At 70.4% G+C, this 14,288-nt stretch carries 14 protein-coding genes and 1 pseudogene; 10 read left to right on the forward strand and 5 right to left on the reverse strand.

Annotation, left to right across the window (positions count from 1 at the left end; genetic code table 11):
- The first annotated feature begins 50 nt into the window (after positions 1-50).
- Positions 51-1,118 (forward strand): IS110 family transposase, encoded by a 1,068-nt coding sequence (locus tag JRG78_RS01625; RefSeq protein WP_061873125.1) that lies wholly within the window; start codon positions 51-53, stop codon positions 1,116-1,118.
- A gap of 460 nt (positions 1,119-1,578) precedes the next feature.
- Here the strand turns inward: JRG78_RS01625 and JRG78_RS01630 are convergent, their stop codons facing one another.
- The 3 genes from JRG78_RS01630 to JRG78_RS01640 all read right to left on the reverse strand — a co-directional run bounded on the left by JRG78_RS01630 (position 1,579) and on the right by JRG78_RS01640 (position 3,440).
- On the reverse strand, positions 1,579-2,202 hold the full coding sequence (locus JRG78_RS01630) for a CueP family metal-binding protein (protein WP_259607266.1): 624 nt from the start codon (positions 2,200-2,202) through the stop codon (positions 1,579-1,581).
- A gap of 73 nt (positions 2,203-2,275) precedes the next feature.
- A complete protein-coding gene (locus JRG78_RS01635; protein ID WP_259607267.1) occupies positions 2,276-2,869 on the reverse strand; it encodes a DUF305 domain-containing protein in 594 nt (197 codons plus the stop codon).
- Between the two features lie 112 nt (positions 2,870-2,981).
- The gene (locus JRG78_RS01640; protein ID WP_259607268.1) at positions 2,982-3,440 is read right to left on the reverse strand and encodes a DUF6153 family protein; all 459 of its coding nucleotides are present in this window, start codon (positions 3,438-3,440) and stop codon (positions 2,982-2,984) included.
- A gap of 185 nt (positions 3,441-3,625) precedes the next feature.
- Here JRG78_RS01640 and JRG78_RS01645 point away from each other — a divergent pair, with 185 nt between their 5' ends.
- A complete protein-coding gene (locus tag JRG78_RS01645) occupies positions 3,626-4,948 on the forward strand; it encodes an MFS transporter (RefSeq protein WP_259607269.1) in 1,323 nt (440 codons plus the stop codon).
- Between the two features lie 85 nt (positions 4,949-5,033).
- On the opposite strand, the gene JRG78_RS01650 is transcribed toward JRG78_RS01645, so the two are convergent.
- A complete protein-coding gene (locus tag JRG78_RS01650; RefSeq protein WP_259607270.1) occupies positions 5,034-5,798 on the reverse strand; it encodes a hypothetical protein in 765 nt (254 codons plus the stop codon).
- Positions 5,799-5,866: 68 nt separating this feature from the next.
- Between JRG78_RS01650 and JRG78_RS01655 the strand changes: the two genes are divergently transcribed.
- From JRG78_RS01655 to JRG78_RS01690, 8 genes are all read left to right on the forward strand, one after another.
- Entirely contained in the window at positions 5,867-6,418 is a 552-nt protein-coding gene (locus tag JRG78_RS01655; RefSeq protein ID WP_259607271.1) for a BCCT family transporter, read from the forward strand.
- 366 nt (positions 6,419-6,784) lie between these two features.
- On the forward strand, positions 6,785-7,066 hold the full coding sequence (locus JRG78_RS01660; RefSeq protein ID WP_259607272.1) for a hypothetical protein: 282 nt from the start codon (positions 6,785-6,787) through the stop codon (positions 7,064-7,066).
- A gap of 137 nt (positions 7,067-7,203) precedes the next feature.
- Complete coding sequence (gene thrC, locus JRG78_RS01665) at positions 7,204-8,622, forward strand: threonine synthase (protein WP_259607273.1); 1,419 nt, start codon at positions 7,204-7,206, stop codon at positions 8,620-8,622.
- A gap of 18 nt (positions 8,623-8,640) precedes the next feature.
- A complete protein-coding gene (locus tag JRG78_RS01670; protein WP_259607274.1) occupies positions 8,641-9,129 on the forward strand; it encodes a hypothetical protein in 489 nt (162 codons plus the stop codon).
- A gap of 113 nt (positions 9,130-9,242) precedes the next feature.
- A complete protein-coding gene (gene folE / locus JRG78_RS01675) occupies positions 9,243-9,917 on the forward strand; it encodes a GTP cyclohydrolase I (protein WP_259607275.1) in 675 nt (224 codons plus the stop codon).
- Positions 9,918-9,942: 25 nt separating this feature from the next.
- A complete protein-coding gene (locus JRG78_RS01680) occupies positions 9,943-11,070 on the forward strand; it encodes an NAD(P)/FAD-dependent oxidoreductase (RefSeq protein ID WP_259607276.1) in 1,128 nt (375 codons plus the stop codon).
- On the forward strand, positions 11,067-11,963 hold the full coding sequence (gene folP / locus JRG78_RS01685) for a dihydropteroate synthase (RefSeq protein WP_432806427.1): 897 nt from the start codon (positions 11,067-11,069) through the stop codon (positions 11,961-11,963). The genes JRG78_RS01680 and folP overlap by 4 nt, the downstream gene beginning before the upstream one ends.
- Positions 11,964-12,060: 97 nt before the next feature.
- Positions 12,061-12,801 carry a pyrimidine reductase family protein gene (locus JRG78_RS01690; RefSeq protein ID WP_259607277.1) on the forward strand — a complete coding sequence of 247 codons (741 nt, stop codon included), beginning with the start codon at positions 12,061-12,063 and terminating at the stop codon, positions 12,799-12,801.
- A 19-nt stretch (positions 12,802-12,820) separates the two neighbouring features.
- On the opposite strand, the pseudogene JRG78_RS01695 reads toward JRG78_RS01690, so the two are convergent.
- Positions 12,821-14,222: pseudogene (locus JRG78_RS01695) on the reverse strand (FAD-binding protein); the annotation flags it as partial.
- Positions 14,223-14,288 lie beyond the last annotated feature (66 nt).

The following is a 14,288-nucleotide window of genomic DNA, read 5'->3' on the forward strand; positions in this document are numbered from 1 at the left end:
GGGTCGACGCCAGCAGTGACGTCAACCCAGTGGAGAGGATCACGGTCACCATGACCATCGTCGCAAACACGTTCGCGTATGTCATCGGCGCGGACACCCATTCCAGAACACACACTCTCGCCGTGCTCGACGCGCGCACTGGCGCCAGAGTGGACACTCGGACCTTCCCGACGACGCCGGCGGGATTATCACGCGCGGTCGCGTGGATCGCTCGGCGCACCAGCGGGCTGGCCGATGTGCTCGTAACGATCGAGGGCGTCGGCTCGTATGGCGCCCGGCTCGCGAGAGCATGCCAGGACGCCGGCTACCGGGTCGTGGAGTCGTTCCCGACAGCGGCACGTGAACGTCGCGGACGAGGCAAGAGCGACGAGATCGACGCGGAACTGATCGCCCGCTCCGTGCTCGGCGTCGATGCCGACAACCTCCGTGATCCGCGTCAGGACGCGGGAGTCCGCGCGGCGCTGCGGGTGCTGATCGGCGCCCGCGACCTCATCAACCTCGAACGCACCAGGTCGATCAACGCCTTGACCGCGCTGCTTCGAACGGTCGACCTCGGCATCGACGCCCGCGCCTCGCTCACCAAGAAGCAGCTCGCGGCGATCGAGTCCTGGCGCACGCGACAGGAGGACCTCGCGACCGCGACAGCCCGCCGGGAAGCGATCCGGCTGGCCCGACGGGTTGCCGTCTGCGATGAGGACCTCGCTGCTAACCGTGACGAGATCACCGCGCTGGTCGCCGCCAGCGACGCCGCAATCCTGCTCGACGAGCCCGGGATCGGCGCGATCAACGCGGCCGTGATCATCGCCGCCTGGTCACACCCCGGCCGGGTCCGCTCCGAAGCAGCGTTCGCCGTGCTCGCCGGCGTCAGTCCCGTGCCCGCCTCGAGCGGAAACACCACCCGTCATCGCCTCAACCGAGGAGGCGACAGGCGTCTGAACAGAGCCTTATCGTCGATCGCGCTGACCCGAATGTCGCACCACCCGCCGACCCGCGCCTACGTCGAACGCCGACGAGCCGAAGGACGCACCACCAAGGAAATCCGCCGCTCACTCAAGCGATACATAGCCCGCCAGCTCTACCGCCGCCTCAGCGAGCAGAGCGGACTTGACAACACATAGAAGCATCCTGGGTTTCGTTTGACTCGCCCCGGCGTGTCCGGTATTCGTAGCCTTGCCGGACGACATGACCCGGATGGTCATTACCACGATGGCCCCTCCCCGAGATCGTCACGGGAGGGGCGATCTCGGGGGTCAGGTGCGCGCGCAGCGCGCGGCTCGCACTCTTAGTGCCAACCGTGTGGAGAAGCAGCGGTCTGGGAACAGCGGTCTCGATCGAGTTGTCATAACGGCAGAGCCGGAACGGGCAGCGACGCAGCACTCAGTGGTGGGTGTCAGTCTCTATGCGAGGGACCACCGCGTAGGGACCACATCGCAGCGACGTTGGCAGCGTTCTACTGTCGGTGCAGCTCCGAGAATGCCCACTGCGCTCTAGCCTCTAACTACGGCTCCGTGGGGGACGTTCACCTTCTGAAACATTACGAAGGACTGGGTGTCTCCGGACATTCGGGCCGTCGAGCTGTCAGGTCAGCTGCAGCGTGGTGATGCAGGTCGCATCATCCTCGTTCATCGTTGAAATGGTCACGGTGCCCGTCCGACCCTCATGTTCGATCGTGAGCGTTGCCTTGATGCCGCGGGGCACCCAGATGCCAACGAACCCGTTGTCGTAGGTTTGCCGAACCTCGTCGAGGAGCACGTCTCCGTCTTCGCCGGTGAGGGTGACCTGGACTGCTGTGTTGGCGAGTTCGCCGAGGCAGGTGGTGAGGCTGTGGAAGTAGCAGTCGTGGGTCTGTTCCCGGTAGGGGGCGACCGAGATGTACACCTCGTCTTCGGGCATCGGCAGACGTGTCTCGCGCTTGTGGTCGTCGGTGAGCACGAGCGCATCCGGCTGCACGGATGCGATCAGATCAGTGGGTCGGTCGGCGACGGGCATCGTGTCGAGCCGTTCGATGACCTGTGCGGCGTCCAGGCCGTCAAGGTCGTGGTCCGCCAGGAAGCCGGTGTCGACGGCCTGACTGTTGGTCGAGGGCGACGCGGGTTCGTGCGAGGGTGCAGTGGCGCATCCGGTGAGGACGAGGGCGGCGGCGAGCGTCGCGGCGGCGGCGACGATCGGTTTTCGCCGGTGAGGCGCGGCGGGGTGGGGCATGGTGCGATCCTTCAAGAGTGTCGGAAGGGTCGGTGCCGGGCGCTTTCGCCGCGGCACCGACCCTGATGGTCGATCAGAGGGTGGCCAGGAGGTCCTGCATCTGCTGGATCTCGGTGGTCTGCGCGTCGATGATGGTCTGCGCGAGCTCGATGGCGTCGGGGTTGCTGCCGTCATCGACTTGCGTCTGGGCCATCTCGACCGCTCCCTCGTGATGGGCGATCATCTGTTCCAGGAACAGGCGCGATGCTTCGGGTCCGTCGGCCGATTCGAGGGCGGCCAGGTCGTCCTCGGTCATCATGCCGTCGCCGTGGTCCATGCCGTCCATCTGCTGCTCCTCGGAATCGACGCCCCAGTCGTCCAGCCACCCCTGGAGCTGTTCGATCTCGGGCGCCTGGGCGGCCTTGATCGCTTCGGCCAGTTCGATCACCTCGGGGTTGACATCCTCCTTGGCGAGGACGATGTCGCTCATCTCGATGGCCTGTTCGTGGTGCACGATCATCATCGAGGCGAACATCACGTCCGCGTCGTTGGCGTCGGCTGTCTGTTCGGACGAGCCGTGGTCCATGCCCGGCATCGAGCCCTCGTTGTCGCTTCCGGCCGAGCAGCCGGCCAGGACCAGGGCAGCAGTGAGGGCGAGTGCGGCGGTCGCCGCGGTACGAAACTTCATGAGTGTTCTCCAATATCAACAGTCGCTTCAGTGGCGCGGCACCCCGAGAGGGCACCGCGTGAATGGGAGAGGGGAACCGTCGACGCTGATGTGCGCCTGGTTCACCGATCCATCACGTGCGACTGATGCAGAGAACGTGCAGCGACGGCGCCCGAGATCGGAGCTGGTCGATGAACCGCGCCACGAGGAGCGGCCGGGGCGCGGTGTGCATCCATCCCGGCAGAAGTTGAGGCGGCGCCAGGATGAGAAGGACGAGCAGCAGTGCGAGCACACATGCCATCGCCATGCCCAGATGGTCACTACCCCCGCAGTCCGCACACGTACCACCGAGGTCACTGGCCGTGCCACCGGACTCATGGGCGCCCGCCGCGCTGTGATGGGCGCCCACGGCGTCGCTGGCGGCGACCGAGACTGTGGCGGGCGCGTGGGCGGCCGGGGTGCCGTGCAGGTTCAGCGTATGCATGGCCAGTAGCCCGAGGACGATCGCTGCCACCAGCAACCCTCCGAGCATCACACGCCGGAGGAAGCCCTGAAGACCCCTCCCGGGTTGCGCTGCCGCCGTCACCGCCATACACCGCAGTTTACCGGCCCCCGATGTGCATCTGCCGACGGCGGGAGCGATCGGCGCGGCCGAGGTCGACTGGCTCCGCGTCCGGCCGAGCAGCTTCCCACTCGGCCGTGCCCAGACTGACGGGAATACCCCTATGGGGTATTAGATTGATGGTGGAGAGTTTCCACGAAGGTCAGGAGAGCCCTATGCGTGTGTTCGCGATCCGCGACTTCCGTCACCTGTTCAGTGCGCAGATCATCGCCCTGTTCGGGACGGGGTTGGCGACCGTCGCCCTCGGTCTGCTCGCTTACGAGCTCGCCGGTCCGAGCGCGGGGGCGGTGCTTGCGACGGCGCTGACGATCAAGATGGTCATGTACGTCTTGATCGCGCCGTTGGCTGCGGCCTATGCCGACCGGCTCCCGAGGCGGATGTTCCTGACCCTGCTCGACGTGGCGCGCGCGGCCGTGGTGCTCGCTCTGCCGTTCGTCACGGAGATCTGGCAGATCTACGTTCTCATCGGGGTACTGCAGGCGGCTTCTGCTGCGTTCACGCCGACGTTCCAGGCGGTCATCCCCGATATCGTGGTCGAGGAGTCCGACTACACGCGGGCGCTGTCCGCGTCGCAGGTGGCCTACACGATGGAGAGCCTGCTCAGCCCGGTGCTCGCGGCGGTCGCTCTGACGTTCATGACGTTCAACTGGTTGTTCGTCGGCACGTCGGTAGGTTTCGTGCTCTCCGCCGTCCTGGTGCTCTCGACTCGCATCCCCAATGCGGCACCAAGCGGGCACGCGGATGCGTGGAACCGGGTCACCTCGGGCGTGAAGGTCTTCTTCGCGACTCCTCGTCTGCGCGGCGTCATGGCCCTGAACGTGGTGGTCGCCGCAGCCGGATCGATCGTGGTGGTCAATACGGTCAACTATGTCCGAGATCAACTGGGCGGCACGCAGGCCGACGTCGCCTGGATGCTTGCAGCCTCCGGCGGCGGCACACTGCTGGTCGCTTTGTTCCTGCCACGCGTGCTCGATCGGATCGCCGAGCGGGTCGTGATGATGACCGGTGCCGCAGTTCTGCTTGCTGGCGTGCTGGCGGCCGTCGCGATGACCGCCATCCAGGCGGCTTCCTGGATGATCACGGCACCGATCTGGGTGGTCATCGGCGGCGGCATGGCCTTGATCGTCACGCCCACCGGACGCGTCATCCGAGGTTCGGTCGCGAAGCGCGAGCTCCCGGCGGCCTTCGCGGCACAATTCTCACTGTCTCACTTGGCCTGGCTTGTCACCTACCCGATCGCGGGATGGGTAGGCACAGCGTCCGGCTTCACTCTCGCCTGGTCGATCCTTGCCGCTCTCGCCATCGGCGGTGCCGTCACAGCGCAGATGCTCTGGCCCCGCGAGAAGGAAACTGAGACTATCGAGGCCGCCGATGCCACCGGAGAAGGCGCGGTCGGTGACCTGGTGCTCCGTGAGGAGACCGAAGCCGCCGAAGGCACCCTCGCGGCGTCCCAGTGCGCCTGTGTGCGCACCGCATAAGCGCGCAGGTGGCGGGCGGAACGAATGCTTCCGCCCGCCACCGGCGCGTCGTGCTTGCCGAGGCGCCCGCGATCCGGCTTGTCGATCAGGGGCGAGTCGGTGCTCGCCGGTGCAGCCGAGGTATCCAGTCGCGGACGAGGCCGGTGGCGTCAATCCCTGTGAGAGCGACGAGGGTATCTCCGAGGTAGTGCGCCGTGAGCAAGGGGTCGGCGGAGACGATTTGCGTACTGGACCCCAAAGCGGGATACCCCGCTCCGACCAGGGTGTGTCCGTGGACGCGTGCGGAGAACGGCGAAGACGGCAGGTAGATGCCGGGATCGTCCTCCAGGCCGAGGTCGTGCAACAGAGTCTTGGCCGCATGGGCTCCCTGGGCGACCGAGTCGTCGCAGTGATCGATCCGGTACGGGGTCTGATCGGTGAAGGCCCCGACGACGAGGTCGAGCTCGCCGTGCTCGAGCATCCCGACCAGGGTCTCCTCGCTGCCCGGCGTCCACTCGACCTCGGCATCGATCGACTCCGCGAAGCCGGTCACGAGCTCGGCGAGGCTGCCGGTCGGCGTGCCGTCGTCGATCTCGAGGAGCCCCTTCTCGGGGGAGGCGCCCACGCGCAGCTCGCCGCCGCGCACGCGGTCCAGGGTGCCGTCGGGGTCGGTGGGGATCGAGAGGCCGCAGCCGGCCAGTGCCGCGCTGAGGACCAGGCCGACGAGCCCCGCGAGCAGGTGGCGGGGCCCGCGGCGTCTGCCGGCTCCGGCGGCGGCCCGGGTGGCGTCGGCGGATGCCGGCGTGGCCCCCGCGGATGCCCGGGCGGGCGCCCCGGAGGCCCGGCGGAAGGAGGCGAAGAGCGTGCTCACGTGCCCCAGCATCCCGTTTCCGGCGCGGGCGCGTCCCGTCCGCCGTCTGCGTCGTCTGGTTCGGGATCATGGGCGGCACGACGATGTTCTTCGAGCACGCCGGGCGGGCGATCAGCGAGGCCGGACCGCCCGAGGCCGTGCTGTTCGCCGTGCTGCACGAGCTGCCGTTCGGGACCGTGCTGTCGGTGCTGGCGATGATCTCCATCGTGCTGTTCTTCGTCACCTCCGCCGACTCCGCGTCGATCGTGATGGCCTCGATGAGCCAGCGCGGCAAGCCCGAGCCGTCCACGTGGGTGACCATCACCTGGGGCGTGCTGCTGGGCGCGGCCGCCCTGGCGCTGCTGCTGGCGGGCGGTGAGACGGCGCTGTCGGGGCTGCAGTCGATCATGGTGGTCTCGGCGCTGCCGTTCGCCCTCGTCGTGATCGGCATCATGTTCGCGTGGGCCACGGAGCTGCACACCGACCCCTACATGCTGCGACGCCGGTTCGCCCGGGCCGCGATCGCGCAGGGCGTGCGCCGGGGAATCAGCGAGCACGGCGACGACTTCGTGTTCGGGGCGACCGAGGTCGCCACGGAGGAGGGCGCCGGCGCCGGCATCGACACCGACGACCCGCCCTGACCGAGTGGTACGAGACCGCCACCGAGCAGGCGCCGGTCGTCACCGCCACCGACGTCACCCGCACGCTGGAGCCGGGACGCATCCAGCACCGAGGTCCCGAGGACCCGCACCACACCGCCTCGGGCGACGCCTCCCTCACCGTCGGCGAGGAGCGCCGCGAGTTGCGCCGGGCCCGCCGGCACCGCGACGGCGACGACCACGGCCACGACGACCACGCCGACGACCACGGCCACGACGGCGACCGCCGCGATGACGCCGGCCCCCCGTCCTCTTAGTGGGTCGCGGCGCCCCGCGTCAACCCCCGAGACGGACACCCGCGCAGGGGGCATGGTGGGCTGTGGGGGATTCTGACGTCAAGGAGGGGCCGTGGTTCTCGCCGATCTTCACCAGGTGGCGGCCGAGGCGCTGCCCGCACTGCAGCAGCTCCCCACCCGCATCACGCGCCGCGAGCCCGACCCCGGCCGGGTCGTGCGCTGGGAGCGCGTGGCATCCGAACGCTACGTCGTGTGCGACGGCGACCGGATCGCCGGCTTCGTCGACGTCGTCGGCGCGGTCTTCGTCGTGCTGCACGGCGAGCGGTACGACCGGGCGACCGAGATCGGGCAGACGCTCGTCTTCGCCGACGCGGTCGCCGCGCTCACCCGCTGAGCAGCGCCGGCGCGGGGCTGCGGCACACGCGGGTGGCCGCCGCGCCCGGATCCCCTGCCCCGCGGCATCCGTCATCCGCGCCACCCCGACGCGGCGAGCCTGCGAGAATGGAGAGTCCTGACCCCCGGAGGAGCCACGTGCAGTACATCTCCACCCGCGGCGGCATGCAGCCGCAGCCGTTCAGCGAGACGCTGCTCGAGGGACTGGCGCCCGACGGCGGCCTGGCCGTCCCCGAGCAGCTGCCGCGCGTCGACGCGGAGACCCTCGAGTCGTGGCGCGGCCTGAGCTATCCGCAGCTGGCGACCGAGGTGCTCGCCCTGTTCGCCACCGACATCCCGCGCGACGACCTGGCGCGGATGTGCGCGGAGGCGTACGCGGGCTTCCCCGAGCAGGTCGTGCCGCTGCGGTCCATCGGGGACGGGATCACCCTCGTCGGGCTGTCCGAGGGGCCGACCCTCGCGTTCAAGGACATGGCCATGCAGTTCCTCGGCCAGGTTCTCGAGTACGTGCTCGAGCGCAACGACGGGGTGCTGAACATCCTCGGCGCGACGTCCGGCGACACCGGGTCCGCCGCCGAGCACGCGCTGCGCGGCAAGGACCGGGTCTCGGTGTTCATGCTCTCGCCGCAGGGCCGGATGAGCGCGTTCCAGCGTGCGCAGATGTACTCGCTGCAGGACGAGAACATCCACAACATCGCCGTCGACGGGGTCTTCGACGACTGCCAGAACCTCGTCAAGCGCCTCGCCGGCGACCTCGAGTTCAAGCGCAGTCAGCACCTGGGCGCCGTGAACTCGATCAACCTCGCCCGCATCACCGCCCAGATCGTGTACTACTTCTGGGCCTGGCTGCGGGTGACGGATGCCGTGGAGCCCGACTTCCGCGCCGGCTTCGAGGTCTCCTTCACCGTACCGTCCGGCAACTTCGGCAACATCCTCTCCGGCTTCTTCGCCAAGGGCATGGGCCTGCCGATCCGCCGGCTCGTGCTCGCCGCGAACGAGAACAACGTGCTCGACGAGTTCTTCCGCACCGGCGTGTACCGGCCGCGCAGCGCCGCGCAGACCCTCGCGACCTCCAGCCCGTCGATGGACATCTCCAAGGCGTCCAACCTGGAGCGGTTCCTGTTCGAGCTCGTCGGCCGCGACCCCGAGCGGATGGTCGCCGTCTGGGACGACCTGGAGGCCCGCGGCCACGTCGACTTCTCCGCCGAGCAGCCGCGCTTCGCCTCCGAGTTCGGCATCGTCAGCGGCACCAGCACGCACGCCGACCGGCTCGCCACGATCCGCGCCGTGCACGAGGCCTCCGGCGAGATCATCGACCCGCACACCGCCGACGGCGTGCACGTGGCGCGGTCGTTCGTGGAGCAGGACGTGCCGATGCTCGTCCTCGAGACCGCCAAGCCGCAGAAATTCGCAGACACCATCCGCGAAGCCATCGGCGTCGATCTCGAGTTCTCGCCCGAGCTGCAGCGGATGCTGGAGGCTCCACAGCGCGTGGTGGAGATGCCGGACGACGCCGCGGCGCTGCGCGGATACATCGAGACGCACGCTCGGCACTGACGGCGAGCGGAGGGCGCGATGGACTTCGACTTCGACGACGTCGGGTTCGTCACCTCCGATCACCACTTCGGGCACGCGCGGATCATCGAGCTGTGCGACCGGCCGTTCGGCTCCGTCGAGGAGATGGACGCCGAGCTGCTCGTGCCCGGCAACCACGACCGGGTCTCCACCGCGACCCAGACCAGGGCCGCGATCGCCCGCTTCACGCCGGTGTACCAGGCGGCCGGGTGGACGGTGCTGCCCGAGACCCTGCGCGGCGGGCGCCGCGGCATCCGTCTCGCGGCGAGCCACTACCCGTACTACGGCGACTCGCACGGCGAGGACCGGTTCCGCCGGTGCCGCCCGGTCGACGACGGCACCCCGCTGCTGCACGGGCACATCCACGCGCGCGACCACGGCCCGAACCTGCGCCAGTTCCACGTCGGGGTCGACGCCTGGGACTTCGCGCCCGTGCCGATGGCGACGGTCGACGCCTGGCTCGCCGGGCTGGGAGCGGCGATCGCCTGATCCCGCGCCCCGCCCGCATCGCGTCCGGCATCCGCATTCAGGTCTAAAAGAGATAACCCTTGACTTTAGAACGCGGCCAGGCCTGTAATGGAAGCGGACGCGAGGAGGTCGCCATGACGATGCCACTGGCCTTCGACGAGAACGGGATCGACGACGAGGACGGACCGCTCAGGGCGCTCCCCGACGGCCCGGACCGGGTCCGGATCCATGCGGCGCCGCATCCGGTGGACCTCCCCGCCGCCGAGCGTGCGGGCCGCGCGTTCCTGCGCGCGCTCGGCATCGAGACGGATGCCGCGGACGCGCCAGACCTGGCCCGCACGCCGCACCGCTTCGCCGCCGCCTACGCGGAGCTGCTCAGCCCGGAGCCGTTCGACTTCACCACGTTCCCGAACCGGGAGGGCTACGACGAGATGGTGCTCGTCCGCGACATCCCGGTGCGCTCGCTCTGCGAGCACCACCTGCTGCCCTTCACCGGCATCGCGCACGTCGCCTACCTCCCCGCCGATCGCGTGGTCGGGCTCTCCAAGATCCCCCGGCTCGTCGACCACTGCGCGTGCCGCCCGCAGACGCAGGAGCGGCTGACCGTGGAGATCGCGGAGGCCCTCGCCGGCCACCTGCAGCCGCGCGGCGTCGGGGTGATCGTCGAGGCCGTGCACAGCTGCATGACGCTGCGCGGCGCCCGAGCCGCGGGCACCGCGACCAGCACCTCCGCGGTGCGAGGCGCCCTGCGCGAGGACGCCCGTTCGCGGGCGGAGTTCTTCGCGCTCGTCGACGGACGCACGCGCTGAGGCCGTGCTCGAGAAGGGACAGGACATGACCATCGCCATCGTCGGCGGCGGGCTCGCCGCCGCCACCGCCGTCACCGAGCTGCGGGAGCAGGGGTATCAGGGGGAGCTGGTGCTCTACGCCGCGGAGAACCACCTGCCCTACGAGCGCCCGCCGCTGTCGAAGGGCTACCTCCTCGGCGACGCCGACCTGCACGCCGCGAGCGTGCACGACGCCGCCTGGTACCGCGACCACGACGTGCGCCTGGAACTCGGCACCCGGGTGACGCGCCTGGATCCGGCGGCGCACACCCTCACCGCAGGGCCGGACGACCGCGAGCAGCGGTACGACCGCCTGCTCCTCGCGACCGGGTCCGCACCACGCCGCTTCGCCCTGGCCGACGAGACCGGCGACCCGGTGTACCTGCGCACCATGGAGGACAGCATCCGGCTGAAGGAGAGCCTGCGTCCCGGCGTCCGCGTCGTGATCGTGGGCGCCGGCTGGATCGGGCTCGAGGTCGCCTCCGCAGCCCGGCACGCCGGCGCCGACGTGACCGTGTTCGAGGCTGCGGAGCTCCCGCTGGTGCGCGTGCTGGGGCCGGAGGTGGCCGCCGTGTTCGCCGACCTGCACCGGCACCACGGGGTCGACCTGCGCCTGAGCAGCAAGGTCACGGCATCCGATCTCGCCGGCGGCGACCTCGTCGTCGTCGGCGTGGGGGCCGTCCCCGACACCACGCTCGCCGAGGCGGCCGGGCTCGCGGTGGCAGGCGGCGTGCTCGTGGACGCCACCCTGCGCACCTCCGACCCCGACATCTACGCCATCGGCGACGTCGCGAACCATGACCACCCGGTGCTCGGCCGCCGCATCCGGGTCGAGCACTGGGACACCGCGATCGAACAGGGCAAAGTGGCGGCGCGCAACCTGCTCGGCGGCGCGGAGCCGTACACGCGGCAGCCGTACTTCTTCACCGACCAGTACGATCTCGGCATGGAGTACGTCGGCAGCGTCCCGCCGTCCGGATACGACCGCGTGGACATCGAGGGGGACACCGACGTGGCCCACGGCGGCGCTTTCCGCGCGTACTGGATCGCCGACGGGACGGTGTGCGCGGCCATGCACGCCAACGACTGGGACGCCTCCGACGCCATCCGCGAGAGCATCGGGACGCACCGGTGACGACGGGCCCGGTCAGCGCGACCCGCATCGGCGGGCGCGACTTCGACTTCGCGCGTCAGGTGGCGGTGATGGCGGTCGTCAACCGCACGCCGGACTCGTTCTACGACCGCGGCGCGACCTTCGCGCTGGACCGGGCCGTCGGCAGCGCGCTGCGCGCCGCGGACCTCGGCGCCGACTGGGTCGACGTCGGCGGGGTGCCGTTCGGACGCGGCCCCGCGGTGTCGGTGCCGGAGGAGATCGACCGGGTCGTGCCCGTGGTGGAGGCCATCGCGCGGGAGCGGCCGGACCTGGTCGTCTCCGTCGACACCAACCGGGCGGAGGTGGCGCGGCACGCGATCGCGGCCGGAGCCGGCGTGATCAACGACACCAGCGGACTCGGCGACCCGGAGATGGCGGGCGTCGTCGCCCACGGTGGGGCGCACGTCGTGATCACGCACAGCGTCGGCCCGCCGCGGGTGGAGAAGCCCGCCGCGCACTACGGCGACGTCGTCGCCGAGGTCCGAGCCTTCCTCACCGACCGGGTCGCCCGCGCCGAGGCTGCCGGCATCCCGCGCGAGCGCCTCATCATCGATCCCGGGCACGACCTCGACAAGAACACGCTGCACTCCCTCGAACTCACCCGCCGGCTCGACGAGATCGCGGACATCGGGCTCCCGCTGCTCGTCGCGGTGTCGAACAAGGACTTCATCGGCGAGTCCATCGACCGCCCGCAGGGTCAGCGGCTGGCCGGGTCGCTGGCCGCGATGACGGCGTGCATCCTCAAGGGTGCGCGGATCGTGCGGATGCACGACGTCGCCGAGGCCGTCGACGCGGCGCGCATGGCAGAGGCCATCCTCGGGCTGCGCCCGCCGGTGCGGCTCGAGCACAACACGCATCCGACGCGCAACGTCTGAAGGCCGGGGACCTCGGAACGATCCCGAGCGCAACGTCCGAACCGCCCCGCAGAACCGAACCGTCCCGCAGAACCGAACCGTCCCGCAGAGGAGCGACATGACGCACATCGACCGCATCTGGCCCGACCCGGCATCCGACCTGAGCGACGACGACCTCCTCGCACAGACCCGCATGCCGGAGGGGCGGCGCTGGGTGCGGATGAACTTCATTTCCAGCCTGGACGGCGCCGCGACCCACGAGGGACGTTCCGGCGGGCTCGGCGACCCGGCCGACCGCCGGCTCTTCGACCTGCTGCGCCGGCCCGCCGACGTCGTGCTCCTCGGGGCCGGGACGGCACGCATCGAGGGATACGGCGGCCTGCGGCTCGACGAGCCCGCGGTGCGCTGGCGGCGGGAGCGCGGCATGCCGCCGCATCCGGTGCTGGCCCTCGTCTCGCGCCGGCTCGACCTCGACCCGGATTCGGCGGTCTTCGCCGACGCCCCGGTGCGCCCGATCGTGTGCACGGTGCCGACCGCGCCGGCCGACCGGCGGGAGGCGCTCGCGGAGGTCGCGGACCTCATCGAGACCGGCGAGCACGACGTCGACCCCCGGCGGCTGCTCGACGAGCTGGCCGATCGTGGCCTGCGCCACGTGCACAGCGAGGGCGGGCCGAGCCTGTTCGGCTCCTTCCTCGACGCCGGCGTCGTCGACGCGCTGCACCTCACCCTCGCGCCCCGGCTTGAGGGTGCCACCACGCGCCGGATCACCGACCACGGCCCCGCGGCCCCGGTGGGCATGCGGCTGGAATCCGTGCTGCGGGCCGGGAGCGAGCTGCTGCTGCATTACGTCAGGGAGTGAGCCGGCGCGGGGGAGCGGATCACTCGACGAGCTTCCCCGCCGTGTCCACCTCGCGGACCAGCCGGGCGACCTCCTCCGGCACCGCGGGGATCTCCTCACGGGTGACGCCGGTGGCGGGCGACCAGACGAGGTTCACCTGCAGCTGCGGGTCGAGGTCGGGGAAGTCGCTGCGGTTGTGGCATCCGCGGGTCTCCCGCCGCTCCCGCGCGGCCGCGAGCGTCGCGCGAGCGGCCAGCGCGGACGCTTTCAGGTCGAACGCGTGGGCGAGGTCCTGGAAGCCCGCGATGTCGGGATGGATGCCGATGTCGTGCATCCGCTCCTCGATCGCGTCCAGTTCGGCGAGCCCCGCCCGCAGGCCCTCCTCGGACCGGACCACGCCGGCGTGCGCGGTCATCGTGTTGCGGATCGCGCGCTGCAGCGCCCGCACGTTCTCGCGGCCGTCGGCGGCGAGGAGGTCGTCGATCTCCCGCCGCGCCTGGGCGACGGCTGCGGGCGAGCGGCGCTGCGCGTCGAGGGAGGCCGCATGCTCGATCGCCGCCCGGCCGACGAGCCGGCCGTAGACGAGCAGCTCGATGAGAGAGTTGCCGCCGAGCCGGTTCGCACCGTGCAGCCCGCTGGAGGCCTCTCCGATCGCGTAGAGCCCGTCGACGTCGGTGCCGTGGTCCTCGGAGCGCACCCCACACCCCGCCCATGGAGTAGTGCGCCGTCGGGGCGACCTCGATCGGCTCGGCGGTGATGTCGAGCATCTGCAGCTCGAGCATGGTCTGGTAGACGCGCGGCAGCCGGTTCATGATCGTCTCGCGCCGCAGGTGCGAGACGTCGAGCCACACGCCCCCCTTCTCGGTGCCGCGCCCCTCGCTGATCTCGGTGTACGCGGCGAGGGCCACGCGGTCGCGGGTGGACAGCTCCATCCGCTCGGGGTCGTAGCGCTCCATGAAGCGCTCGCCGAGCGCGTTGCGCAGGATCCCGCCCTCGCCGCGGGCGGCCTCGGAGATCAGCGTGCCCGCCGCGTTCTCCGGCTCGATGATCCCGGACGGGTGGAACTGCACCAGTTCCGGGTCGCGCAGCCCGGCGCCGGCGTCGACCGCGAGGCGGAAGGAATCGCCGGTGTTCTCGTCGCGGCGCGACGACGTGCGCCGCCAGATCCGGTTGTGCCCTCCCGCGGCGAGGATCACGGCATCCGCGTGGATGAGGAGGCGGGTGCCGTCGCTCTGGTCGAAGCCGTACGCCCCGAAGACCACGTTGTCGCGCACCAGGATGCGGGTGATGTAGACGCCGTCGAGGATCGGCACCCCCAGGTGCTCGGCCCGGCGCACCAGGGTGCGCTGGATCTCGAGCCCGGTGTAGTCGCCGGCGAACGCGGTGCGGCGGTAGGTGTGCGCCCCGAAGAAGCGCTGCGAGATGCGCCCGTCGTCCTCGCGGGGAAGAATAGCTAGGAACCGCGTTTCGATAACTCCAATGAATTGTGCCACTGGTGACGATACGGC

Source organism: Microbacterium sp. EF45047 (genome assembly GCF_028472845.1).
Lineage (GTDB): Bacteria > Actinomycetota > Actinomycetes > Actinomycetales > Microbacteriaceae > Microbacterium > Microbacterium neungamense.